The organism is Streptomyces sp. NPDC054765, from assembly GCF_053612065.1.
In genome coordinates, this window is the sequence record NZ_JBSHBP010000002.1 from 260,970 (window position 1) to 281,044 (window position 20,075).

The 20,075-nt window shown below is 69.1% G+C and carries 24 protein-coding genes; 4 read left to right on the forward strand and 20 right to left on the reverse strand.

Annotated features, from left to right (window positions below; translation table 11 throughout):
* Positions 1-21 precede the first annotated feature (21 nt).
* From ACWGJY_RS02765 to ACWGJY_RS02830, 14 genes are all read right to left on the reverse strand, one after another.
* Positions 22-1,575, reverse strand: a complete 1,554-nt coding sequence (locus ACWGJY_RS02765) for a YfjI family protein (RefSeq protein ID WP_453258987.1) — start codon at positions 1,573-1,575, stop codon at positions 22-24.
* Positions 1,572-1,910, reverse strand: a complete 339-nt coding sequence (locus ACWGJY_RS02770; RefSeq protein ID WP_453258988.1) for a hypothetical protein — start codon at positions 1,908-1,910, stop codon at positions 1,572-1,574. Before ACWGJY_RS02770 ends, ACWGJY_RS02765 begins: the two co-directional genes overlap by 4 nt.
* Positions 1,907-2,788, reverse strand: a complete 882-nt coding sequence (locus ACWGJY_RS02775; RefSeq protein ID WP_453258989.1) for a bifunctional DNA primase/polymerase — start codon at positions 2,786-2,788, stop codon at positions 1,907-1,909. The genes ACWGJY_RS02770 and ACWGJY_RS02775 overlap by 4 nt, the downstream gene beginning before the upstream one ends.
* Positions 2,789-2,878: 90 nt before the next feature.
* Positions 2,879-3,181 carry a hypothetical protein gene (locus ACWGJY_RS02780; RefSeq protein ID WP_453258990.1) on the reverse strand — a complete coding sequence of 101 codons (303 nt, stop codon included), beginning with the start codon at positions 3,179-3,181 and terminating at the stop codon, positions 2,879-2,881.
* A gap of 122 nt (positions 3,182-3,303) precedes the next feature.
* Positions 3,304-3,573: a hypothetical protein gene (locus ACWGJY_RS02785; RefSeq protein ID WP_453258991.1), complete on the reverse strand. Its 270-nt coding sequence runs from the start codon at positions 3,571-3,573 to the stop codon at positions 3,304-3,306.
* 16 nt (positions 3,574-3,589) lie between these two features.
* Positions 3,590-4,054: a hypothetical protein gene (locus tag ACWGJY_RS02790; RefSeq protein ID WP_453258992.1), complete on the reverse strand. Its 465-nt coding sequence runs from the start codon at positions 4,052-4,054 to the stop codon at positions 3,590-3,592.
* A 204-nt stretch (positions 4,055-4,258) separates the two neighbouring features.
* A complete protein-coding gene (locus tag ACWGJY_RS02795; RefSeq protein ID WP_453258993.1) occupies positions 4,259-6,376 on the reverse strand; it encodes an FtsK/SpoIIIE domain-containing protein in 2,118 nt (705 codons plus the stop codon).
* A gap of 107 nt (positions 6,377-6,483) precedes the next feature.
* Entirely contained in the window at positions 6,484-6,801 is a 318-nt protein-coding gene (locus ACWGJY_RS02800) for a hypothetical protein (protein WP_453258994.1), read from the reverse strand.
* A gap of 2 nt (positions 6,802-6,803) precedes the next feature.
* Positions 6,804-7,151, reverse strand: a complete 348-nt coding sequence (locus tag ACWGJY_RS02805; RefSeq protein WP_453258995.1) for an RRQRL motif-containing zinc-binding protein — start codon at positions 7,149-7,151, stop codon at positions 6,804-6,806.
* Entirely contained in the window at positions 7,151-8,338 is a 1,188-nt protein-coding gene (locus ACWGJY_RS02810; RefSeq protein ID WP_453258996.1) for a hypothetical protein, read from the reverse strand. Before ACWGJY_RS02810 ends, ACWGJY_RS02805 begins: the two co-directional genes overlap by 1 nt.
* Positions 8,335-8,535: a hypothetical protein gene (locus ACWGJY_RS02815; RefSeq protein WP_453258997.1), complete on the reverse strand. Its 201-nt coding sequence runs from the start codon at positions 8,533-8,535 to the stop codon at positions 8,335-8,337. Before ACWGJY_RS02815 ends, ACWGJY_RS02810 begins: the two co-directional genes overlap by 4 nt.
* Positions 8,532-8,876, reverse strand: a complete 345-nt coding sequence (locus tag ACWGJY_RS02820; protein WP_453258998.1) for a hypothetical protein — start codon at positions 8,874-8,876, stop codon at positions 8,532-8,534. Before ACWGJY_RS02820 ends, ACWGJY_RS02815 begins: the two co-directional genes overlap by 4 nt.
* The gene (locus ACWGJY_RS02825; protein WP_453258999.1) at positions 8,873-9,319 is read right to left on the reverse strand and encodes a Pycsar system effector family protein; all 447 of its coding nucleotides are present in this window, start codon (positions 9,317-9,319) and stop codon (positions 8,873-8,875) included. Before ACWGJY_RS02825 ends, ACWGJY_RS02820 begins: the two co-directional genes overlap by 4 nt.
* On the reverse strand, positions 9,316-9,585 hold the full coding sequence (locus ACWGJY_RS02830; RefSeq protein WP_453259000.1) for a DUF6284 family protein: 270 nt from the start codon (positions 9,583-9,585) through the stop codon (positions 9,316-9,318). The genes ACWGJY_RS02825 and ACWGJY_RS02830 overlap by 4 nt, the downstream gene beginning before the upstream one ends.
* Before the next feature lie 597 nt (positions 9,586-10,182).
* Between ACWGJY_RS02830 and ACWGJY_RS02835 the strand changes: the two genes are divergently transcribed.
* Positions 10,183-11,313 (forward strand): XRE family transcriptional regulator, encoded by a 1,131-nt coding sequence (locus ACWGJY_RS02835; protein ID WP_453259001.1) that lies wholly within the window; start codon positions 10,183-10,185, stop codon positions 11,311-11,313.
* Here the strand turns inward: ACWGJY_RS02835 and ACWGJY_RS02840 are convergent.
* From ACWGJY_RS02840 to ACWGJY_RS02855, 4 genes are all read right to left on the reverse strand, one after another.
* Entirely contained in the window at positions 11,297-12,085 is a 789-nt protein-coding gene (locus ACWGJY_RS02840; RefSeq protein ID WP_453259050.1) for an NUDIX domain-containing protein, read from the reverse strand. The two genes, ACWGJY_RS02835 and ACWGJY_RS02840, sit on opposite strands and share 17 nt — an antisense overlap.
* Positions 12,086-12,527: 442 nt before the next feature.
* Entirely contained in the window at positions 12,528-13,631 is a 1,104-nt protein-coding gene (locus ACWGJY_RS02845) for a radical SAM protein (protein WP_453259002.1), read from the reverse strand.
* A 64-nt stretch (positions 13,632-13,695) separates the two neighbouring features.
* The gene (locus ACWGJY_RS02850) at positions 13,696-14,235 is read right to left on the reverse strand and encodes a class IV adenylate cyclase (protein ID WP_453259003.1); all 540 of its coding nucleotides are present in this window, start codon (positions 14,233-14,235) and stop codon (positions 13,696-13,698) included.
* Between the two features lie 84 nt (positions 14,236-14,319).
* Complete coding sequence (locus tag ACWGJY_RS02855; protein ID WP_453259004.1) at positions 14,320-14,577, reverse strand: hypothetical protein; 258 nt, start codon at positions 14,575-14,577, stop codon at positions 14,320-14,322.
* Positions 14,578-14,720: 143 nt separating this feature from the next.
* On the opposite strand from ACWGJY_RS02855, the gene ACWGJY_RS02860 reads away from it, so the two are divergent.
* The gene (locus ACWGJY_RS02860; RefSeq protein ID WP_453259005.1) at positions 14,721-15,827 is read left to right on the forward strand and encodes a helix-turn-helix domain-containing protein; all 1,107 of its coding nucleotides are present in this window, start codon (positions 14,721-14,723) and stop codon (positions 15,825-15,827) included.
* A gap of 159 nt (positions 15,828-15,986) precedes the next feature.
* Here ACWGJY_RS02860 and ACWGJY_RS02865 read toward each other — a convergent pair whose 3' ends face one another.
* Positions 15,987-16,751: a DUF4232 domain-containing protein gene (locus ACWGJY_RS02865; RefSeq protein ID WP_453259006.1), complete on the reverse strand. Its 765-nt coding sequence runs from the start codon at positions 16,749-16,751 to the stop codon at positions 15,987-15,989.
* A gap of 671 nt (positions 16,752-17,422) precedes the next feature.
* On the opposite strand from ACWGJY_RS02865, the gene ACWGJY_RS02870 reads away from it, so the two are divergent.
* A complete protein-coding gene (locus tag ACWGJY_RS02870) occupies positions 17,423-17,893 on the forward strand; it encodes a GNAT family N-acetyltransferase (protein WP_453259007.1) in 471 nt (156 codons plus the stop codon).
* Between the two features lie 113 nt (positions 17,894-18,006).
* Positions 18,007-18,765 carry a class I SAM-dependent methyltransferase gene (locus ACWGJY_RS02875; RefSeq protein ID WP_453259008.1) on the forward strand — a complete coding sequence of 253 codons (759 nt, stop codon included), beginning with the start codon at positions 18,007-18,009 and terminating at the stop codon, positions 18,763-18,765.
* Between the two features lie 82 nt (positions 18,766-18,847).
* Here ACWGJY_RS02875 and ACWGJY_RS02880 read toward each other — a convergent pair whose 3' ends face one another.
* Positions 18,848-19,771 carry a bifunctional DNA primase/polymerase gene (locus tag ACWGJY_RS02880; RefSeq protein ID WP_453259009.1) on the reverse strand — a complete coding sequence of 308 codons (924 nt, stop codon included), beginning with the start codon at positions 19,769-19,771 and terminating at the stop codon, positions 18,848-18,850.
* Between the last annotated feature and the right edge of the window lie 304 nt (positions 19,772-20,075).

Sequence of the window (20,075 nt, forward strand, 5' to 3'; positions counted from 1 at the left end):
CTGTGGTTTCTGTGGCGGGGGTCAGTGGTTCGGGGTGGTCAGTCGGGGGTGGGTGAGGTAGCGGGGGGAGGGCGGTCGGCCGCGTCCGCCGGTGCGCTGGACGGGCAGGGCGCGGATGTAACCGTGGTCTTCCAGGAGTCCCAGGGCCGGGTCGAGGGCATCGGCGGTGGGGAATTCGGAGCGGGAGACCTTGAGCATCAGGTCTCGCTTGCTGAACTCGTCCCAGCCGTGCGTCCGTAGCGTCTCCAGCAGGTTGCCGGCGCGGTCGGCGGTGTGGTCGGCTCCCATTGCGTCGAAGGCGGCCAGGCCGTGGCTGGTGAAGTACTCGCCCAGCTCGATGGCGCCGCACATCGTCTCCTCCGAGACCGGCTGTGTGTGGCCGGTGTCGAGATGCTCGGCGAGGTGGAGGAGACCTGCGATGCGGGCGGTGGCACCGACGACCTTGCCCGCCCAGTCGGAGATGTGGCCCAACGAGCCTTCCCGCTGCCGCAGTTTGGGCTCTACGCGGTCTTGGAACTGCTTCAGGGCCGCGTATGCGTCGGGGGTGAGCTGGATGACGGCGGGATCGGTCCAGTCGGCCAGCGCCAGGGTCAGGCCGATGATGTTGCGGTTGTAGGTGGCCTTGACCTCGTCGGGGATGGGGTCGGGTTCCGACTTGCGGTAGCCGACCAGGGACACCGGCAGGGAGTACAGGAACCGTCCGAGGAGGCCCCGCCCGCGGGCGGCTTCGTTGCGGCCGATCGCCTCCAGTACCTGCGGCTGGACGCAGATGCCCATGGTCACGGCGGGGTTCTCGATGTACTCCTTGCGGGTCTGCCGGTCCACGCGCAGCCGGTCGCCAGCGTGGCCCTTGAGGAAGACGCCGAGGTTGACGCCGCCGCTGGTGTAGCGGCCGGCCATGATGTCGAAGATCTCGCCCTCCGCCGACATGACGGAGATGCGGTCGCCCTGCTCGGCCAGGCGGCTGGTGACGGTCTCGGCGGTGGCGTCGTCGGCGAGCAACTGCGGCTCCACCGGCACCTTCACCGACTCCGCCGTCTGTGCCAGTGCCAGCGCCGATGCCACCAGTTCATCGCGCTCGTCCGGCTTCGCCGTGGCGGCCTTTGAGGTGGCCTTGTCTGCGGCTTCCTTGGCCAGGCGCGCGGTCATCTGTGCTTCCACAATGGCTGGCGCCGTGACCTCCTTCAGCTTCTCCTCGGCGTCGAAGAGTGGATCGGACAGCAGCGCGAATACGGCGCTTTTGCGGTTCGCCGGGGGAAGGGCCACCACCACGTACAGGTTGGTGGGCTCCCTCCAGGCTCCGCGCACGTGCACCACTGACCTGCCACCGGCAGCAGTTGCCAGCACTGACAGCGCGATGCACCCCGCCAGATCTGCCGGGGTCTGCGTCTCCTCGGCCACCGCGGCCACGAAGTCACGTAGCCAGCCGGGCAGAGCATGGATGGGGAAGACCGTGAGGGTGCGGGGGCCCTTGAGCGGTGCGGGGTCCTCCCAAGGGGCCGAGGTGGCCTGCTGGGCGTCGAGGGCGTTGAAGCCCGCCCACAGGTCAGAACCGTCTACGGGCTGTGTGCTCATGCGACGTTCCTCCTCTCGGCGATGCCGATGTGACGGGGGCAGGTGGTCTCTTTGTGTTCGGTGTAGTCCTCGACCAGGCGCAGGACAGCGGCGCGGCCCTGGGCGCTGCGCTGGTAGCTGCACGGGCACGCGGCGGTGGCGCTGGTGGGCGCGTTCCAGTCGGGCGGGGCGACGATGTGCAGCCCGTAGAAGACCGGCTGCTGGCCGGGCTGAGTGCCCGGGTGCTGGTCACGGCGAAGAGCTGAAAGGACGCCCTGACGGGCGACGACCCTCGGCGCACCACTGCCGGTGGGGGTGGGGGCCGGTTCGGCGGAGCTGATGCGGTCGCGGGTCACGATGCCCTCACCGTGGCGGTGTTGAGGCCGCGGGTGACGGCTCGCTGGGCGTAGGGCTCCGGGACGCCGACGGACACGGCCGCCTCCACGATCTGTCGGCCGAGGGCTTCCAGGCCGCACGGTCCGGGGCAGTCGGCGTGCTGGGCGGCCAGGAAGCTGGCGGCGCCGTATGCCTGGGATCCGGCGCCGGTTTTGGTGCGGGCGCGGATCTTTTCGAGTCCGCGCATGAGGCCGGTGAGGACGTACCGTTCGGTGTGGCGGCACCCGGTGGACCCGGTGCGGTCAACGGTGATACGAGTGGAGACAGAAGAGACCACCACCTCGCGCGGGGTGGTCTCTTCTCCTTCGACCAGGGCGCGGACGGCTGCCGGTAGCTCCGACATGGTGCCGGTGCCGGGGCCGAGCCAACGGGCGTACGACATGCGGGATTTGATGTCCACTCCTGGGCGCACCCGGTTGGCGGACTGCATTGTGCGGAAGTAGATCCAGTGCTGCCCCCGCGTCGTGCGCACGGTCCGGGTGGGCGGCAGGGACCGGCGGGCCCATGCGACGGCGTCGGCGTCGTCCAGGTCGACGACTGTGAGTCCGGCGTCGGCGGGGTGGTAGGCGACGGCTGAGGCCTCACGCCACGCTCCCGCCCACTCCGGAGACGTGAGGACTGCGGGGTCGATGGTGGCGGCGGCCCAGCCGTGGCACGGCCGCGGGCACTGGCAGGGGCCGGCGGCTTTCATGTGCGGCCGGTCGCCGCAGGCGCTCTTCTCGCAGTCCGAGCAGTTGGCGAAGGGGCGTTTGCCTCGGCTGAGGGGCAGGACCGGCACGCCGGTGGCGGCCAGGTTCAGCGCGGTGCGCAGGTGCATTTGTGGGGTGGGTTGAGTCATGCTGGAGGTCTCCAGTTCCTTATGAGTGCTGGATGGTGAGGGCGGCCCGATTCATTGGCGTGAGAGGGGCCGCCCTTGGCGTGTGCTGGGTCAGGCGCTGAGCGGGAACGGGGCGTGCGCGGGCCGATCGCGTTTCGCTTGTGCGGTGGGGGCCTTGGTCGGTTGGGTGGGGGTGTCGTCGTGGAATCGGTGGGTTCCCACGTCCCGGAGGCGTTCGCCGACTTTGATGAGGTAGCGGGGCGCGTCGGCCTGCTCGTTCCAGGTTTCGGCGCACACCTTGTGGACGGGTTCGCGGTCGTGGGAGCGCATCGGGGTGGGCCCGCCGCACAGCACGCACGGCAGGTTTTGGTGGGGGTCGAAGTGTTTGCTGTCGCGCCAGTCGAGCAGTGGCATGCCGGTCTCCGCTCAGCCGCATTTCCGGGCCGAAGAGTGGTGTGGGGAGCTGCGGCCCCGTGCCGCTGGATGCCTCCTCTTCGTGCTGGACGGGTGACGAGGGTGGGCCGCCCTTGGCGTCGTTAGAAGGGCGGTTCGTCGCTGTAGCCGCCGGGCGGCGTCCGCCGCAGCGCGCGGGGCATGCGCGGCAGCGGTGTCAAGAGCCAGCGCCGGTCTTCGTTCCAGCAGGTGCAGGGCTCCCACTCGGTGCCGGCGTACTCGCCGTTGTGGTCGCCGTAGTCGTGTGCGGTGCCGCCGTCGCCCTGGCAGACGGGGCAGTCGGGGCGGGGCGTGTCGGTCAGGACCAGCGCCCGACGGGTCCAGCCGATGGCCTTGAAGCGGAGTCGGAGCATGGTGATTGGTCTCCTGTCAGCCGTGGAAGTGGTTGCGCTTGAACGTGGCCTTGCGGATGTTCACGGTGATGCCGCCCTGGTGGCCGCTTGCGCTGAAGAGCTGCACGGCGATCCATCCGCCGAAGATGACGGCGGCCAGGATGATGAGCTGGGTGATGAACGCGGTGAGCGCGGCGATGAACGAGGTGAGCAGGAGCAGCCCGCCGCACACCGCGAGGAAGCCAACGCCCCCGAGGGCGACGTTCACGGCCGTGCGGGAGACGGCCGGCTTGGCGGCGACCGGCTCGGGCTGGGTGGGGTTAATGGCGTAGCCGGTGACGACGCGTCCGTCCGGGAGGACGATGCTCGCCACCGTCGGAACGTGGCCCGGTTGCACCGCAACGACCGGTGCCGGGGTGGCGACGGCGGGTGGGAGCGGGGTGGGTTGGTGGACTTCCACGGCCCGCTGTACGGGCGGGTGGTGGGTGTGGTCGGGGTACATGCGGAATCCCTTCCGGCGCGTGGCCAGGGAGGCAGAGACACCCCCTGCCGGGGGCGTTGTGGAGGGGGTTTCAGGGGGCTGACCTGGGATGCCTCCCCGCCTCCCCGAAACGATGTTTCCGCTGATCAGAGCGGGGGACGTGGGGCGGGGAGGCGGTTGGGGAGTTCTCCCCGTCTCCCCGCGTCGGGCGGGTGCGCCTCCCCGCTACTCGGAGGCGGAAGCGGAACCCTCTGCGTTGCGTTCGGCGAGGGCGGCGAGGACGTCGCCCCGGCGGATGTTCATCAGGCCGTGCGACTTGTACGGCTCGACTCCGGCTGCCTCCACCACGGCCTTGAGGCCGGCGAACGTCCAGTCGCCGTAGGCCTCGTGGTTGAGTACGTCGAGCCGCTTGAGGATGTCCCGCGTGAGAACGCGTTCGGCGTCGCCAACCACGGAAGCGATGTCGGCGAGCGGGTCACTGGTCTCGCTGCGGTCGATGGCGTGCAGGGTGGCCACGCCGTCGCGCAGGGCCTTGGCCCGGTCGGTGATGGCTTCGGCTGCGTCGTCGTCGATGTAGTGCGTGCGCACGGTGATGGACGACTGTCCGGCCGGGATGGTGACACCGTCGGAGGCGACAACCAGGGTTCCCCGGTCCAGGCCCGGACGCAGCAGGTTCGGCGCCGCCCCGCCGTCAACGGCCTTGTCTCCCAGGGCCATGCGGGCTTGGGATTCGGTACCGAGGGCGAGGGAGGCGCGGGTGTGGGCGCCTTCGCGGACCAGCTTGGGCAGGTTCTCGTTGGTCGGGTCCTGGGTGCCCTGCCACATCAGGACGTTCACGGCCCGTCCCTGGTTGTGGATCTTGCGGACGGCCATGAAGTACCGGGAGTTGGCCTTCGACCCGCCGTAGGGGCGCTTTTCGGCGTCCTTGGCCGGGCACATGAACGCCACCTGCGCTTCGTCAACCAGCACGATCAGCGGCGGGAACACGGTGCCGGGCGGGGCCTGGATACGGCGATTCATCTCGTCCACCGCGCTCTCGACCATCTCGGTCACCTGGATCACGTGCTCATCCGTCGGCCCCTGGATCAGGGTCGTGGCGAGCCCGTCGAACATGGCCCAGTCGCCCACGCCCTTGAGGTCGCCCATGAGGAACTGCACCGACCTGTCGAGCGCGAGCCACAGGGCCAGGGAGCGCAGGGCCACGGTCTTGCCCTGGTTCGACAGGCCCGTGATCAGCAGGTGGCGCTGGTACAGACTCAGCGCGGCAGCATCTCCGCGCAGGTCCTGACCCCAGGGCGCCTTGCCCTTGGCGTAGTCGGCGGTCATCGTGTCGTCGGTGACCAGCGGCGACGGCCCGATCGGCTCATCCAACGCCCCGGAATCAGCCACCCACAGCCGCACGGTCCGCGCGGCGGTTGGGATGGTGATGAACACCTCGTGCTCGTGCCGGGTCAGGTTTTCGGCAAGCTTGCGGCGCTTGCTCTGCACCTCGTTGGTCGACACCCCGGAGGGAAGGGTCACGTCGACTTCCACACCGCATCCGGCGATGGTGATCGGACCGAGCATGGACGCGCCGGCGTCGCCCATTTCCTTGATGGCGTTGCGCAGTGCCGGGACTCCGAGGTCGCGCAGGGCCTTGACCACGATCGACGGGGTGATCGGCTCGCCCTCGTCGGACCGCGCGTTCGCCGGGAGTGCCCAGTTCGGGGCGGCTTGCTGCTTGCGGCCCACGGACCACAGGGCGAGCAGCGCGAGGAACGGGCCGATCGCAAGGGCGGGCCCCCAGACGACCTGCACGATCCGGATCAGCAGGGCGATGAAGTCGATGGTTGCGGCCAGCGGCGTGATCACGTCGCCGACGTGCCCGGTGTTGAGCGCCATGACGACGCCCAGGGCGACCAGGACACCGGCACTCATGCCGGCGCCGACGGCCACACCCTTGGCGGCTTCCACGGGCGAGTGCAGGAGGTCCATGCGGCGGTGGTGGCGGGCGGCGCGGAAGCGCTGCAACCGCTCCTCCCACTCTTCGGCCGCTTCCAGGTTCCCCGCGGCTTCCGCCGCCCGGATCATCCGCTCATACCGGGACCCGGTACGGCCGTCCCACGTCCGACGGGCCACGATCCGGCCGCCGTTGAGGGTGTAGAGGCTGTGCCGGGCTGCCGCGCGGACCGTGGCCCGGGTCGACTCGTGGGTGGCGGCGGTCTTGACCGCGTGTCCGGAGCGGACCCACAGCGGCACAGGCCGGGCCGGTGGCGCGTCGGGCACGACCGTGAGCACGGTGGGGGCGGTGTCGGGGGTCGGGGGGTCGGTGGGCTTGTGGAGGTGGACGACGTTCTCAGACATGCTGGAAGTGCTCCTGACTGCCCCTCTCGGGGGCGGGAGTGAGGGGGAGGGCCGGGGTGGCCGTGTCCGTGGAAAGAGGCGGCCGCCCCGGCGCCGAATGAGGCTGGTCAGAACCAGCCGGTCGGCTTCTTCTTGGCCTTGTCGCGGGCGGCTTCGGTGATGAGCCGCTGACGCTCGCCGTGCAGGGCGGTCAGCTCCGCGTTCAGCCGCATCTCGGCAGCACTGCCGAGAGAGTCGATCTGCGTCTCGGCACGGCCCGTGCTGCGGCCCCGCGCGGCGCGGTAGGAGCCGCTGGCCAGGGCACGGGCCATCGCGCGGCGCTCGCTGCCGTTCATCGGCCACGACTCGCCCCGGCGGACCGCTTCCAGCTTCTTCGTGGTCGCCTGGATCTCGCGCTCCAGGCGGCGGATATCGGCATTGCGCATGGTCAGACGCTCCTCGGAGAGTCGGCAGGGTCGGGGTAAGCGCAGGTCACGCACGTACCGAGCGAGGCGGGGATGACGTATCCCGCATCCGCACGGCACTGCGGGCAGATGCGGCGGGCAGCGTTCGCCTTGGCCAAGGCAGCCCACCGGCCCGGCGTCATCGGCCGGACGGGCTTGGCCAGGTCGAGGCGGTAGAGGGAGGCCACCAACGGCCCCCGGCGGCGGCGTGGCCGTTCGAGCTCAGCGGCCACGCACTGACCACCCGGCCGCAAGCCGCGCGCCCGGAGTTGGCGGCGGGTGGCGTAGCCGTCCGGGGCCAGGCGCCACCGGTAGACCGGCAGCGCCGCCATCACGCAGCCTCAGCCGATGTGGCGCGTTCGGCGAGGATCGTGTCCCGCAACATTCGGGCGTTCGCCGGCGACGTGTGGACCGCTCGGCGGATGCCCTCGGCGGTCACCTTCGTGTCCGGCCAATCGGCTGTCGCCGCCCGCGCTTCGGCGAGCAACTGTTCCGGCGTGCGCTTCGGTCGACTCGGCTTCGCCGCATCCGGGACGCGTCCGGTGGCGCGGCGCGGTCGGGTCGACTCGGCCGCCACCTCACGCCGCTTGATCGAGGCGACCGGAGCAGGGCCGATCGGCGGGAGGGGCTTGAGCGGCGTCGACTTACCCAGGTCGACCGCGACCGGATCGGGCAGAGTCAGCCGGGTCAGCGTCACCACCGGGTCCGGGGTCGATTCAGGCAGGTCAGCCGTAGACCGTTTCCTCTCGGTCTCGGCAGATTCCTCCGCATTTGCGGCTGGAGTGGGATCGAGGGCGGTCCCGCCGAACGTGGCAGCGAGCGCTTCGCCGGTGAGCGCGGGTACGGGCTCTGTGGGGCCCCAGACGGGCAGGTCCCAGCGGGGTGTGACACCGGGCGTGACGGGGGTCGTCACGCTGGTCAGCGCCCGCCCGGTCTCCGCTCCATCCCGCGTCTCCTCCAGCGTCGACCACGCCTTGGAGAGCGTCTTGGCGGTCTTGGCCTGGACGTGGGCGACGCGTGCCCCGGCGGCCGTCACGGCCGTCAGCCGCGTCTCCTCGGTGGCCGCTTCCGCCCGCAGGCGAGCGCGAGCCACGGCCGCCTCGTCGCGTGCCTCCTGCTGAACGCCTCGGATCGCGTCCAGCGCGCGCGGGGTGAGTGCGGTCCGCTCCCACAGGCTGTGGACCAGCCACAGGGCCTTGGCGGCGATGGGCAGCCAGGCGACGGCGAGCCAGGCGCCGGCGGAGTGGTCGGCGGTCAGAGCGTGCGCGACCAGGACGCCGGCGGCGAGGATTCCGAAGGACCAGCCGACGGCGGTCACGGCCCGGTTGTGGTCGCCCTGCGCGGCGAGACGGCGTTCGTAGGCGAGGGTGGCCAGCCATCCGCCGTCGATGCCGAGACCGACGACCACGGCCACCGGCCACGGCACGGCGGTGCCCAGCCACATCACGACCACGGCCAGGGTCAGCACCATGGACACGGCCGTCATCGCGACGGCCGGCAGCACGGTCTTCGCCTTCACAGGACACCACCTTCCTGCTCGCGCAGGTCGAGCAGTTTGTTGATCTCGCGGTGGTGGAGCGCCTCATTCACGCGGTCACCGGCCAGCAGGCAGGCACGGGCCATGACCACGTTGGCCGCCAACGCCCGGTCGAGCAGCGTCAGGAAGTCCGCGTTCCTGCCGGGGCAGGGGCCGTAAACGATCGAGTAGAGGGTCACAGGGCACCTCCTGCCTGCCCCGCCGGGGCACGGTCGGTGGCCGGAACGTCGGCGTACGCGGTCAGCACGACGACCGCGCCGGCGAACAGCCCATCAGCCACGAGCACGCGGGTGCAGCCGTCGTTCTGGGTGCGGGAGTTGACCGCCTCCGGGGCGATGCGCAGCGCGGTGCGCCACTGCTCGAACGCGGCCAGGCTCTCGCTCGTGGTGTCGTGGAAGGACAGTCGCAGCCGCTCCGGGTAGAGGGGGGACACGTCCACGTCGGGGGCGGGGAGGTGCGGGAAGTCGACGGCCAGCAGCCGCAGCGCCCGCAGGGGGACCATGAGGTTGTCCAGCGTCACAGCGCGCCCCCCGCCGTGATCAGGGCGGCGAGGATGAGCAGGGCGCCGCCGGTCAGGGTGAGGTCGACCGCGCGGCGCAGGCACGTGAACTTCGCGACCGCCAGCCGGGACAGTCCGGCGATGTCGGCGGCCAGATCACGGGCGACAGCGGCGCCGATCTCGTCGGCGGCGAGGGTTGCCCATAGGGGGAAGCCGTGACGGCCGCCCAGGTTCGGGCGGACCGACCGCAGCAGCAGACCGGCTGCACCGACCAGCAGCGCCAGGCCGAGACCGCCCGCAACGATGGCGGGCACGGTCAGTGACACGTCGCGGGCGACCGTCCAGGCACCGGCGAGCACCGCGCCGACGAACGCCAGCAACAACGCCGTCTTGGTGTCCGTCCGTGCAATCTCCGCCTTCACCTCAGCGTGCGCGGCGGTCAGGTCCCGGTCGGTGGCACTCACGCGGCACCCCCGGGCAGTGTCGCGCCGGCCGCACGGTTGGCGAGGTCCCGGCGGGCGGCCAGCACCCGGCGGCGGGCCCGGCGGATGCGCTGGTTGTCCACCTGGTTCGGGGTGTGGTCAAGGGCGACGATCTGAGCGTCGACCAGGTCGACGCCCGCCAGGATCACGGGCATCTCCTGCTCGATCGCGTCCAGCTCTGCATCCGTGGGTTCCATCCACGGCTCGAACGCGGTAACAGCGTCCTGAACAGTGACGATGTGGTTCATGGGTCGTGGTTCCTTCCAGAGAGAAACGGCCCGAACGCGGCTCCCGGGTGGCACCCCGGGGGCCGCTTGCCGTTGGAGTCGGTCCCGGCTCCCCTCAACCCCGCCCGTACGGCGCGAAGCCGGACGGGCGGAGGAGGCAACCGGCCGCAGCGCTATGGCTGCGACGTGTCTGAGGTCGTGCATGCGCGGTCTTGCACCCGCGCGGCCGTCACTTACGGGGGAGACGGCTCAGAAACCCGCACACTGTTGAGTTCTCAAGCAACGAGCGCTTCCTTCCACCCCCTGTCACCGGGGTGTCCGGGCGCCTCACCGAAGGAGCGGCACAGGAGGCCCGACCCTTTGTGCACCGTGAATCGGAGGCGACTCCATCATCTGGTGCGCACCAGTAGGTTGGCATCTGGTGCGCACCAGAGTCAAGGTCCTTCGCCCATTCGAGCGGCGGTTGTCCGTCTCGGTGCATCTCTAGAAGACCCGTCAGGGCAGGGGTGTCGGTAGCCAACAGGGCTTAACTCGGGGACTGTTAACCCCTGTTGACCTGCGGCGTTGTGAGGCATGCTGAGAAGGTCAGTGAGTGGACCTATCGCCGGGCGGTGGCCTGTGATTTCAGGACTTCGGAGTGCGCGAACGGCGCGTGGCTGGTCTCAGGAACGACTGGTTCGCGAGATTGGGCAGTACGCCCGACGGCACGTCACCGATGTCGCCTCGATCGCGAGTTTGCGGGTCTACGTGTCTGAGTGGGAGAACGGTAAGCGCACCATCTCGGACCGTTATGCGGCGATCCTGCGTCAGCTTCTCGGCGTCACGGATGCGGAGTTGAGGGGGGCGCAACTCACCGCGGCGCCACCGGTGGCCGATGGGTACGACGAACTCCTGAGCAGGATCGACTCAGCCAGCAGCGTCAGTGAATCCATGGTGAAGGCGTTCAACGACCAGACCGAACTGCTGCGCACCATGGACCGTCAGATGGGCGCGGCCGGTCTCGTGGACCAGATGACTGGGCACCTCACTGCGCTTGAAGATGCACTGAACTTCGCGGTGCTCCCTAGCGCACGCCGACCGGTGGCGCTCGCACTCGCGGGAGCATCGACCCTTGCTGCATGGCAAGCGATCGATTCAGGGGCAGTCGAACGGGCTTGGCGGCATTACGAGCTTGCGAAGCGAGCCGCGCGCGACGCCGAAGCCCCGATGTACCTCGCCCACGCGATGGGCGAACAGGCATACGTACTCTGCGAGGCTGGCCGACCGTCTCTCGGCCTTGACCTGGTCCGCGATGCTCAGCGTGTCCTCGGCAAAGCCGGATCGCCCCGCCTGCGGGCATGGCTATACGCGACTGAAGCGGAGTTGTGCGCCCACACGGGAATGCCTGATGACTGCCGGCGGGCGCTCGATGCGGCAGCGGCGAGCATCCCGCCGGGCCCCGAGGATCGAGACCCTGACATGCTGAGCATCTTCCTGAATGGCGGGCACTTCGCCCGGTGGCGCGGCAACGTCCTTGGCCTGCTGGGCGACGGCGACGCGGTAACCAGCCTGTACGGGGCCCTGGAGATGGCGGACCCGACGTTTGTCCGTGCTCAGGCCGGACTCCACACCGATCTCGCGCAAGCTCATCTCGCGCGCGCCGAGTACGACGACGCAAACACCCACCTCAGGCAGGCGCGGCTCTTGGCGAGCCGCACCGGTTCCGTACGTCAGCGGCGCCGTGTTGACCTTCTCAGCGCGCGGCTGTGACCCCCTGCTTGCCGCGGTTCGCCAGGATGTGCAGCAACCCGACGAGAGTGCCAGACCCCATAAGCTCACCGCGTGCCATGAGCCCTGGAATGTCGGCCAACGGCACCCACTCGATATGCCCTGCTTCTTCGAGGTCCGTTGGTGCACCGACTTGTTCAGCCCCGTCCGCCACGAAGATCTCGTGAGGCGAATCGACCATGCCGACCATGGGCTGATAGGTGACCACGTGTTCCACTGACGTAGGCCGCCACCCGGTCTCTTCCACGACTTCCCGCAGTGCCGTCTCTGAGGGGTCCTCGCCCTCGTCAACGATGCCGCCAGGAAGTTCCCACCCCCACTGCTGCGGGACGAAGCGGTATCGCCACATCATCAGGACGCGGTCCTGGTCGTCCAGAACTGCAGTGACGGCGACGTGGTGAAGCTTCACCACGTGATGCTCGAAGCGCTCTACCCCCGGTGGCTCCACGTCCCAGAGCTGGAGTTTGACCCATTGGCTGTCGTAGAGGTCCCGCTCGCCGTGGATGCGCCAGGGTTCCAACCCTTCGGGCGCCTTGACGCTCACGGCCCCGGGAACCCGGTACGAACTCCGGCCTCGTACCTCCAGGGCGCCTTCGGCCACGAGCCGGGCCAGCACTTGCCGCAGTGCGGTGCGGCCAATGCCGAGTTCCTCTACGAGTGTCCGTTCTGAGGGGAATTTGGCGCCGGGAGCGTACTCGCCAGCAGCGAGCCGATCACGAATCGTCTCGTAGACCTTCGTCGTCTTCGGTCCCATCCGTGGAGCACTCTCCGTTCTGAGGTGGTGCATACCAGCGTAATAGGCAAGGGACATGCTGCCTCCAGTCTGGGGGAAGGACCACGCCCGAGCGGTCGCGGGCGTGGGTGGGTAGCCCATCGTCTTCGGGTCCTGTGGACGAGGCGTGGACGAGCCAGCGCCAAAACCCACCGTTCGCGCCTCGCGAAGCAGGTCAGGGGCCATGACGCGGCATCCACGGGCCTTGTCTTGAAAACTGTCGTGGCGGCAACGTCACCGTGGGTTCAAATCCCACAGCCTCCGCAGGTAGATGGTCCCTGACCAGGGAAATCCCGGTCAGGGTCCGTTGCATGTCCTGGTGGTTGTGTGCCCGTGGGTGACCGCTCGGGACCGGCTCTTACCACCACGTCTGGCACGGATCTGGCACTCGAGGGTGCGCGTCGGAGCCTTGTTGGCTACATGGTCACTTTGCAGCCGCCGGAACGTTGTGAAGCCGCATAAGCCTCGCGGTCTCGTCCTCGCGGAAGGCTGCCACCTCTCGGCAGGTCTGGCTCATCACGAACTGACCGAGGGGCTGGCACAAGTCCATGCGCTGGATGCACACGCCGATCATGAAGGGGCCGTTCTGGGCCCGGTACATGCGGATGCCGTAGTAGCCCTCCTGGCAGTCGTCGGGATTGTTGAACTGACAGGTGGCGCAGGTGGACGGCAGGCGGACGGGGCGGATGCTCTTGGCGTACAAGGTGCGCCCGTCGGGGAGCCGGTAGCGCACTCGTTGGTCCGATGCGCCGGCTGTGACGATGTGCCTGTCGGGAATGCCTCCGAGGTGATCGACGACTTCCTGCATGGCTTCCAGCGAAGCGCCGTCGTCTTCGAGAGATACGAGCATGCGCACAACGACCGTGCGGCCGTGTCGCTGAATGATGCGCAGCACACGCTCCACGTGGCCCCGGTTGGGAATCACGATGTTTGCCGAGACCTTGATCCCGTGCGTAGTGGCGGCCTCAATCGTCTCGTCCAGCGCGGCCAACTTCCGTGCCGCCAACTTGGGGGTCGCGAGGCGTGGTGCCTGGACGGCCGCCAGCTCCTCCGGGGTGGTTCCGAACACCGAGAGGTTCACCCTGTCGAGTCCTGCGGCTGCGCAGTCCGGCATCACGGCTGCACCGTTCTCGCCGTTGGATGTGAGGCCGACGGTGAGTCCGAGTCGTCGTGCGATGGTGATCAGGCCGGGAAGGTCGGGGTGAAGTGTCGGTTCGCCGCCGGTGAAGTGGACCTCGTTGGTCGGCAGGCTTCCGCGTACGGCTGCCAGCGCCAGGGCGAAGTCGGAGTCTGCGGTGATGCGCGCCGGGAGGAAGTCGGCGCCGTTGGTCTTGAGGTAGATCGAGACTCGACCGGAAGCCCCGGGGGTCCCGGTGAACTGGGCCGGCTCACGGTCGCGGTTGTCGGTGGCTACGGGGGTGCCTTCGTTGTGGCCGAACGAGCAGGCGAGTCCGCAGGCGTCGATGATCTTCACCCGTAACGTGCGATCCGGCCTGACTTCCACCGGCAGATTCCTCGTGTCGTGCATGTGGACCTCCTTGTCCACGCCGACCGGAGCTTTCGTGCGCCGGCCGGCGACTGCGACGGCGGATCTACTCGAAGCGAAGATCGGTGATGGAGTCCAGGTCGATGCCGTACTCGGCGTAGACGGCATCCGTGTTCTTGCCGGTGAGCTGGTCCCGCTCGATGCCAAGGAGTTCGGCAGCGTTCCAGACCTGCTGGTCGTCGTCTCCTTCGATCTCCAGGTAGGCCGGAATCCTCGGCCACTGGTCGATCTCCAGCCGCACTCCGTTCAGCAGCCAGGAACTGCGGCAGTTCTCCTGATAGCCGCGGTGGCGAAGGCCCATGAGTCCGAGCAAGGCGTGGGTCTCCTCGAAGGAGCCGACCGTGGTCTCCGTCTCCCGCGTACCGTCGATCCGGTCGGAGGAGATTTCCTTCACGCACAGAGTGATGGCGGCCCCGGTGTCGCGCAGGCGTACCCACCGTCCTTTCTGCGCCGGGATCGTGTCGTAGACGTAGCGGCGCATCAAGCGGTCACCGTGGAAGGTTCCGCCGGCGCTTTTGATCCGCTGCGCGATCTCCACGGGGTCGACTTCCAGAACCTTCACTTCGTACTCGATGCTGCTGGGCATACCTCTCCAATCGGGTTGTCGCCGGTGGTGCGGCCCGCTTCGAAGTGGGGCCGACCGGCATGGGACGGTTCGGGTACTGGGGGCTTACGGTGTCGGCCGGTGGCGCTGGTTCACATCGGCGACGGTGCCGCGCAGTGCTTCGCTGAGAGGGATCGGAGTCAGCTCGTGGTGCTCGGCGGACCACTCCTTGCCGCCTTCGAGGGGGCGGAGGTAGTAGAGGCCGTGCAAGTAGTCCATCACCTTGCCGACGCGTTCTCGCACAATGTCCCTGGCGATGGTGCGCTTCTGAAGCGCCGGGTCCTGGCTCGGGTATTCGGGCTGTTCGTCGGTCGGCGAGTTCATGCGATCCTCGTTTCCCTCCGTAGCGAGTCGCTTACAGACTCCCGAGGCCCATAGCCGCTGCCTAGTGTGATGTCCAGTGTGAAGTTGCCTGCCACAGAGGCTTTCTGATGGCGTGGAGGGCGACCGGGAGGGAAGATGCGGCTATGTGCATCGGGGTGCTGATCAGGGACCTTCGTCTGGCTCGGGGCCTCTCCCAGGGCCAGTTGGCCGCCATGGTCAACGAGCGCTTCGGGACCACTCTTTCCCGGGAGTACGTCAGCAACTGGGAGTGTTCCAAGCACAGGCCCGGCGCCTTCTACCTCAGGGCGCTGTCCGCTGTGCTCGACGCCCCTTCAGCTGCTCTGGAAGAGGACGAAGTGAAACGACGTACGTTCCTCACCGACGCCGCAGGAGCCGCCATAGCGCCTGTGGTCGCATCTGACCTCCTCGCCTCCGGCTTCGCGGCCCGGCTGAACGGAGGTCCCTCCGCGGATGCGTGGGAGGCGAAGCTGGCCACCTATGGCACCGAGTACATGAGTCTGGGTGCCGCCGACATCCAACGTCGTGTCTCAGGTGAATTGGTCGTGGTCCAACAGCAATTGGACACCCCGCATCTGTGGTCCGTGGCCTCCCGGCTCATGACCCTGTACGCCAAGACGTTCCCCGGCTCCGACGGAGCGAAGGCCGTCTCGTGGTACCGGATGGCCGCCCAAGCTGCCGACGAATCAGGTGACCGCGATACCCGCGTCTGGGTCCGCGGCCGAGCCGCGATCGCCCTGGGCTACGAGGGCGCATCCTTGGGCGTCGCTGACGTTCTGGCCGAGCAGGCGATGGCGATCGGCAACAAGCCGTCCCTGGGCCTCCTCAACGCCATCATGGGCAAGGCGCATGCTGCCGCGCTGCGCGGCGACAGGGAAGCGGCGATGAAGCTCGACTCCGTGGGGCGGCGGGTGTTCGACAAAGCCGCCTCGGAGGAACAGACCTCGGACTACGCCGTGCCCTGGTGGCGCATGAACGTCTTCCGCTCCTTGCTGCTCGCCCGGCTGGGAGATGAGAAGGGTGCCGTAGAGGCCCAGGGCCAGGCCCGTGCGGAGTTGCCGGCCTCCTTGCCGCGCTTCGCCACGCATCTGGAGATGCACCGTGGCCTCATGCTTGCTCGGGCTGGCGACAAGGCAGGCGGGACTGCCTACGCCCGTGCGGCGCTCGACAAGCTCCCGCCTGAGAAGCACTCTCTCACCCTGCGCATGCTGATGAGCGAGATCGAGGCGTAACCCCTGCTGGACGTTGTGCGCAGCGAAAGTCCGCTGCCCCGGTGTGTCACTCGGGGCAGCGGACTGTCTTGGCGCAGTGTCGGACGGGTGCCGCAGGCCACCGACGCTGGTCCCGCTCAGAATTGTTCTCGGCTCATGTCCAGGGCAGCGCCGGGGTGGTCAGCCGATGGGGTTGACGAAGGTGGCCGGGTGCGTGGCGCCCCGCTGGTCGACGAGCGTGCCCCAGGGCCACTGCACGGTCAGCGAGGTGGTCTCGTTGGGCGGGGTGACCTCTGCATAGGCGGGCTGGTAGAAGCCCGTCTCTTCCTTGGTCATGGCGACGTTGATCGTGAAGTCGGTGCTGTCCCCGGGCTGCAGGGTGATCGAGCTGAACTTCTTCGACGAGCGGGCCAGCGACCAGGGCTCACCGCCGTTCTCGGACTTGAGGTCCACGCCCGGGAAGCCGCCGATCACGCAGGCGCGGCTGCCCTTGTTGGTCAGCACGATGCTGGTGGTCGTGTCCCCACTCGCGTTCGGGTCCGGGGCCGCATCGCCGCCCGTGGCGAACGACGCCTTCAGGCCGGAGGTGTGGCAGCGCTGGGCTCCCGAGCTCGCCCGGCCACCGGCAGCGGACTGCGCGCTGCCCGACTGCTTGTCCGCAGCGTCCACCTTGGTGTCGGCCTTGGCACCGGCACTCGTCTGGGCACCGGCGCCCGCCTGGGAATCGGGGCTCGCCTGGACATCGGAGCCCTGTGCTCCGGCGGAGGAGCCCGTGCTGCCGGCCTCGGCGGTCACGCCCGTGCCCGTCTGGCCCGCGGGCTTGGCGGCGGTGGCGTCCGAGCCGGAGCAGGCGGTCAGGCTGAGGCCGGCGGCTGCGGTCAGGGCCGCGACGGCAATGCGCAGGGTGCGGCGACGGGCGGTGCGGACAGTGGTGCTGGAGCTCATTTCGGGTCCCCCCGGGCAGTCGGTGCTGTTCTCTCCTCGGTACGTCCACCACTCTGGCCGGGGCCGCTATCGCAAGCCTGCTGTACCGCTAACATCCGGCTAACACGGCTGTGAGCAGGGGAAGGACGCCGAGGAGAACCCGAAGAACCAGGCGCGTCCGCCTGGTGGGGAGGCGCGCGGCTGTGTGCCGGAACCAGGGGTCCCGACAGGTCACAGGCCGCAACTGCAGGCGCCCCGCCCCACAGGGACCGGAACGGTCAGCTGCCAGGCGGTCAGTTTCTTCGGCGGTGACTGACCGTTCATCGCTGCCCGTGATCAGCCGACTGGCTTGGCGCATGCTGATCGGGTGGGTCTCGTCTGAATTGCAGGGGCCGCTGTTTTCCCCATTCCTGAGGAAAGCGGGAGAGGGGAAAACCCTGTAAGGATGCTTATGGTGCGTGCGTGGCGAATTGGTTTCTAGCTTTTCCGGGTTTTGGTGAAAGTTTCTGCCGTGTGAAAGCGGATGCTGGGTGATGGGATATTTTCCCTGGGCTCGATAATTGCTCTTTGGTGGGCGCGGTAGGCTGATGGGGGAAATGTGGATTGCGTTTTAGGTGTGCTGCGGAAAGTGGGTGGTGGTCACCGTGGGTGTGCGGAGGGCGGGGGTAGCGGGTGGGGGACGGCGCGGAGTTTTGGTGATTCGGCGGGCTGAGGGACGGGACGCCGGGCGGCTTACGCGGCTGGTGCGGAGGTCTCGGGCGTATGAGGGGCGGTATGCCGCGATGGTCGAGGGGTATCGGGTGGGGCCGGATTACCTTGCGGCGCATCGGGTTTTTGTAGCCGTGGGGGAGAATCCCGGGGATGGGGCGGGGAGTTCCGGTGAGCGGGTGTGGGGGTTTTATTCGCTCGTGGTGGAGTCGGCTGAGCTGGATCTGATGTTCGTGGCGGACCAGGCGCAGGGGTACGGCATCGGGCGTCAGCTGGTCGAGCACATGCGGGGCGAGGCGCGGAGTGCGGGAATCGAGAGGGTGCGGGTGGTTTCGCATCCGCCTGCCGAGGGTTTTTACCGCAGTGTGGGCGCTCGGCCGATTGGCACGGTGCCGGCGAGGCCGCCGGCGGTGATGTGGGACCGTCCGGAACTCGAATTCCTGGTGGGGGAGTAGGGGAGAAAGGGAATAGGGGGGAAGGGGAGTGGCCGGGGAGCGGGGGCGAGGGCGGGGGCGGGGGCGGGAGTAAATCGTTGGCTGTGAGGTCCGTCTCCGTTGAGGGTGGAGGTATGACGAGATCTTTTGAGGAGCTGGTGGCTGAGGCCGATGCCGTATCGGTCGAGGGGTGGGACTTCTCGTGGCTGGCGGGGCGGGCCACGGAGGAGCGGCCCTCGTGGGGCTATCAACGGGCGATGAGCGAGCGGTTGGCGCGGGCCTCGGCGGCGTTGGACCTCCAGACGGGCGGCGGTGAGGTGCTCGCCGGGGCGGCGAAGCTGCCGCCGGTGATGGTGGCGACGGAGTCCTGGCCGCCGAATGTCGCCAAGGCCACCGCGCTGCTGCATCCGCGCGGCGCGGTCGTGGTGGCCGACGCGGATGAGCCGCCGCTGCCGTTCGGTGATGCGGCGTTCGACCTGGTCACGAGTCGTCATCCGGTGACCGTGTGGTGGGAGGAGATCGCCCGCGTACTGCGGCCCTCGGGCACGTACTTCTCTCAGCAGGTGGGACCGGCCAGTGTGTTCGAGCTGGTCGAGTACTTCCTGGGGCCGCAGCCGGAGCACGTACGGCGGGGCCGTCATCCCGAGGACGCGCGGCGGGCGGCGGAGGCGGCGGGCCTAGAGGTGGTCGATCTGCGGAGGGAGTCGCTGCGGACCGAGTTCTTCGACATCGGGGCGGTCGTCTACTTCCTGCGGAAGGTGGTGTGGATGGTTCCGGGATTCACGGTTGTCCAATACCGGGATCGTTTGCGGGAGTTGGATGAGTTGATCCGCAGGGAGGGGGCGTTCGTGGCGCATACGACCCGGTTCTTGATCGAGGCGCGTCGGAGCTGATGTTCCGTGCCCGGTTACCGACTACCGGCGGCTGACTACCGGTTACCGACTGCCGGTTACCGGCTGCCGTGGCCGGTGGCTCCTACCGATGTCGGGCCGCTGAGGCGATCGTTGCGCGGGCCTCCTGCGCGGACAGGCCGGTGAGGCAGGCCGCCTCCGCCAGTCTGGTGGCGAGTTCCTGGCCGAGGCCGGACGCGTCGGCGCGGCAGGCGGCCCAGAAGAGGCGGGCGTTGCGTTGGCCGGGCGGGGAGGCGCGGACGAACCGTACGAGCGCCGCGGCGGGCTGGGGTGGGACTCCGGCCGGGGGCTCGCGCCGGCCGGACGCGGGCGGGGCCGTGAGGAGGGCGAGCAGGGCGCCCGGCACGGGGGCGGGACGGTGCGGTGTGTCCGGTGCGAGGGCGTAGTGCCCGCGGGCGGTGAGCGAGCCGGGGCCGACGAGATAGCCGCCGGCGCCGCGGATGTCGATACCGGGGGCGAGCCGGCCGGCCGAATTCGGGACGGGTGGGGACGGCGGGCCGGTGAGCCAGAGGTGGCGGCCGCCGCTGGGGGTGCGGACCGTGACCGTCGGCGGTATCGGGAAGCCGTGTTGTTCGGCGAGGAACCGGAGGGCGGTCAGGCCGTCGGCGCCGTTCTTGGTGTCGAGGTCGATGCCGATGAGGTGGTGCGGGGGCAGTCCGCAGGCGAGGCCGTAGCCGGTGGCCCACGGGGCGGTGGCGAACATCCGGCGGATGGTGAGCGGGTCGGTGCTCGCGTCGTGGACGCCGTGTCCGAGCCGGCCGCATTCCCCGCGGCAGGGCGGGACCTCGGGGTGCCCGCGGTGGGGGGACCGGATGGCCGGAAGCTTGCTGCGGGTCAGCGGGATGACGGGGTAGCCGTGGGCGGCGGCAAGGAGGGCGTGAGTCAGGGCGGCGGTATGCGCATCCGCGGGCCGGTCGGGCCGCGGCTCGGGCCGCGGCTCGGACCGGTCGTCCGTCGGTGTTCCGTTATGGCGTCGGTGCGGTGCCATGGCTTTATTTTCGTATGAATGTTCGAGAAAGGGAAGGGGGCGCATCGGTCGCGGCCGCGTGCGCCGGTTGTGATGGTCGGGCGTGTGGGGTGCACGGGCCTTGCTGCGGGCGGGTTGAGGCGGCTTGCCGGGCCGTTGAGGAGGGTGCAGGCGGGCATGCCGTGCGGCGACGGGGTTTACCGGGGGTTCCTCATGCTTGCGGGGGAATCGCTCCGTGGCGGCGGGTTCGCCGGGGATTCGTGGGCAAGCCTGAGTGCGCGACGTCGAAGCAGGCACCGTGGTTGTTGGCCAACTGCCCGGTGAG

What these genes read in the sequence shown, in the direction of transcription:
- ACWGJY_RS02865 (WP_453259006.1), bottom strand. Translation starts at nt 16,751, where the DNA reads ATGAGCTCCAGCACCACTGTCCGCACCGCCCGTCGCCGCACCCTGCGC.
- ACWGJY_RS02785 (WP_453258991.1), bottom strand. Translation starts at nt 3,573, where the DNA reads ATGCTCCGACTCCGCTTCAAGGCCATCGGCTGGACCCGTCGGGCGCTG.
- ACWGJY_RS02840 (WP_453259050.1), bottom strand. Translation starts at nt 12,085, where the DNA reads ATGGGACCGAAGACGACGAAGGTCTACGAGACGATTCGTGATCGGCTC.
- ACWGJY_RS02780 (WP_453258990.1), bottom strand. Translation starts at nt 3,181, where the DNA reads ATGCCACTGCTCGACTGGCGCGACAGCAAACACTTCGACCCCCACCAA.
- ACWGJY_RS02805 (WP_453258995.1), bottom strand. Translation starts at nt 7,151, where the DNA reads ATGGCGGCGCTGCCGGTCTACCGGTGGCGCCTGGCCCCGGACGGCTAC.
- ACWGJY_RS02790 (WP_453258992.1), bottom strand. Translation starts at nt 4,054, where the DNA reads ATGTACCCCGACCACACCCACCACCCGCCCGTACAGCGGGCCGTGGAA.
- ACWGJY_RS02850 (WP_453259003.1), bottom strand. Translation starts at nt 14,235, where the DNA reads ATGCCCAGCAGCATCGAGTACGAAGTGAAGGTTCTGGAAGTCGACCCC.
- ACWGJY_RS02875 (WP_453259008.1), top strand. Translation starts at nt 18,007, where the DNA reads ATGACGAGATCTTTTGAGGAGCTGGTGGCTGAGGCCGATGCCGTATCG.
- ACWGJY_RS02845 (WP_453259002.1), bottom strand. Translation starts at nt 13,631, where the DNA reads ATGCACGACACGAGGAATCTGCCGGTGGAAGTCAGGCCGGATCGCACG.
- ACWGJY_RS02795 (WP_453258993.1), bottom strand. Translation starts at nt 6,376, where the DNA reads ATGTCTGAGAACGTCGTCCACCTCCACAAGCCCACCGACCCCCCGACC.
- ACWGJY_RS02765 (WP_453258987.1), bottom strand. Translation starts at nt 1,575, where the DNA reads ATGAGCACACAGCCCGTAGACGGTTCTGACCTGTGGGCGGGCTTCAAC.
- ACWGJY_RS02830 (WP_453259000.1), bottom strand. Translation starts at nt 9,585, where the DNA reads ATGAACCACATCGTCACTGTTCAGGACGCTGTTACCGCGTTCGAGCCG.
- ACWGJY_RS02880 (WP_453259009.1), bottom strand. Translation starts at nt 19,771, where the DNA reads ATGGCACCGCACCGACGCCATAACGGAACACCGACGGACGACCGGTCC.
- ACWGJY_RS02775 (WP_453258989.1), bottom strand. Translation starts at nt 2,788, where the DNA reads ATGACTCAACCCACCCCACAAATGCACCTGCGCACCGCGCTGAACCTG.
- ACWGJY_RS02860 (WP_453259005.1), top strand. Translation starts at nt 14,721, where the DNA reads ATGTGCATCGGGGTGCTGATCAGGGACCTTCGTCTGGCTCGGGGCCTC.
- ACWGJY_RS02855 (WP_453259004.1), bottom strand. Translation starts at nt 14,577, where the DNA reads ATGAACTCGCCGACCGACGAACAGCCCGAATACCCGAGCCAGGACCCG.
- ACWGJY_RS02800 (WP_453258994.1), bottom strand. Translation starts at nt 6,801, where the DNA reads ATGCGCAATGCCGATATCCGCCGCCTGGAGCGCGAGATCCAGGCGACC.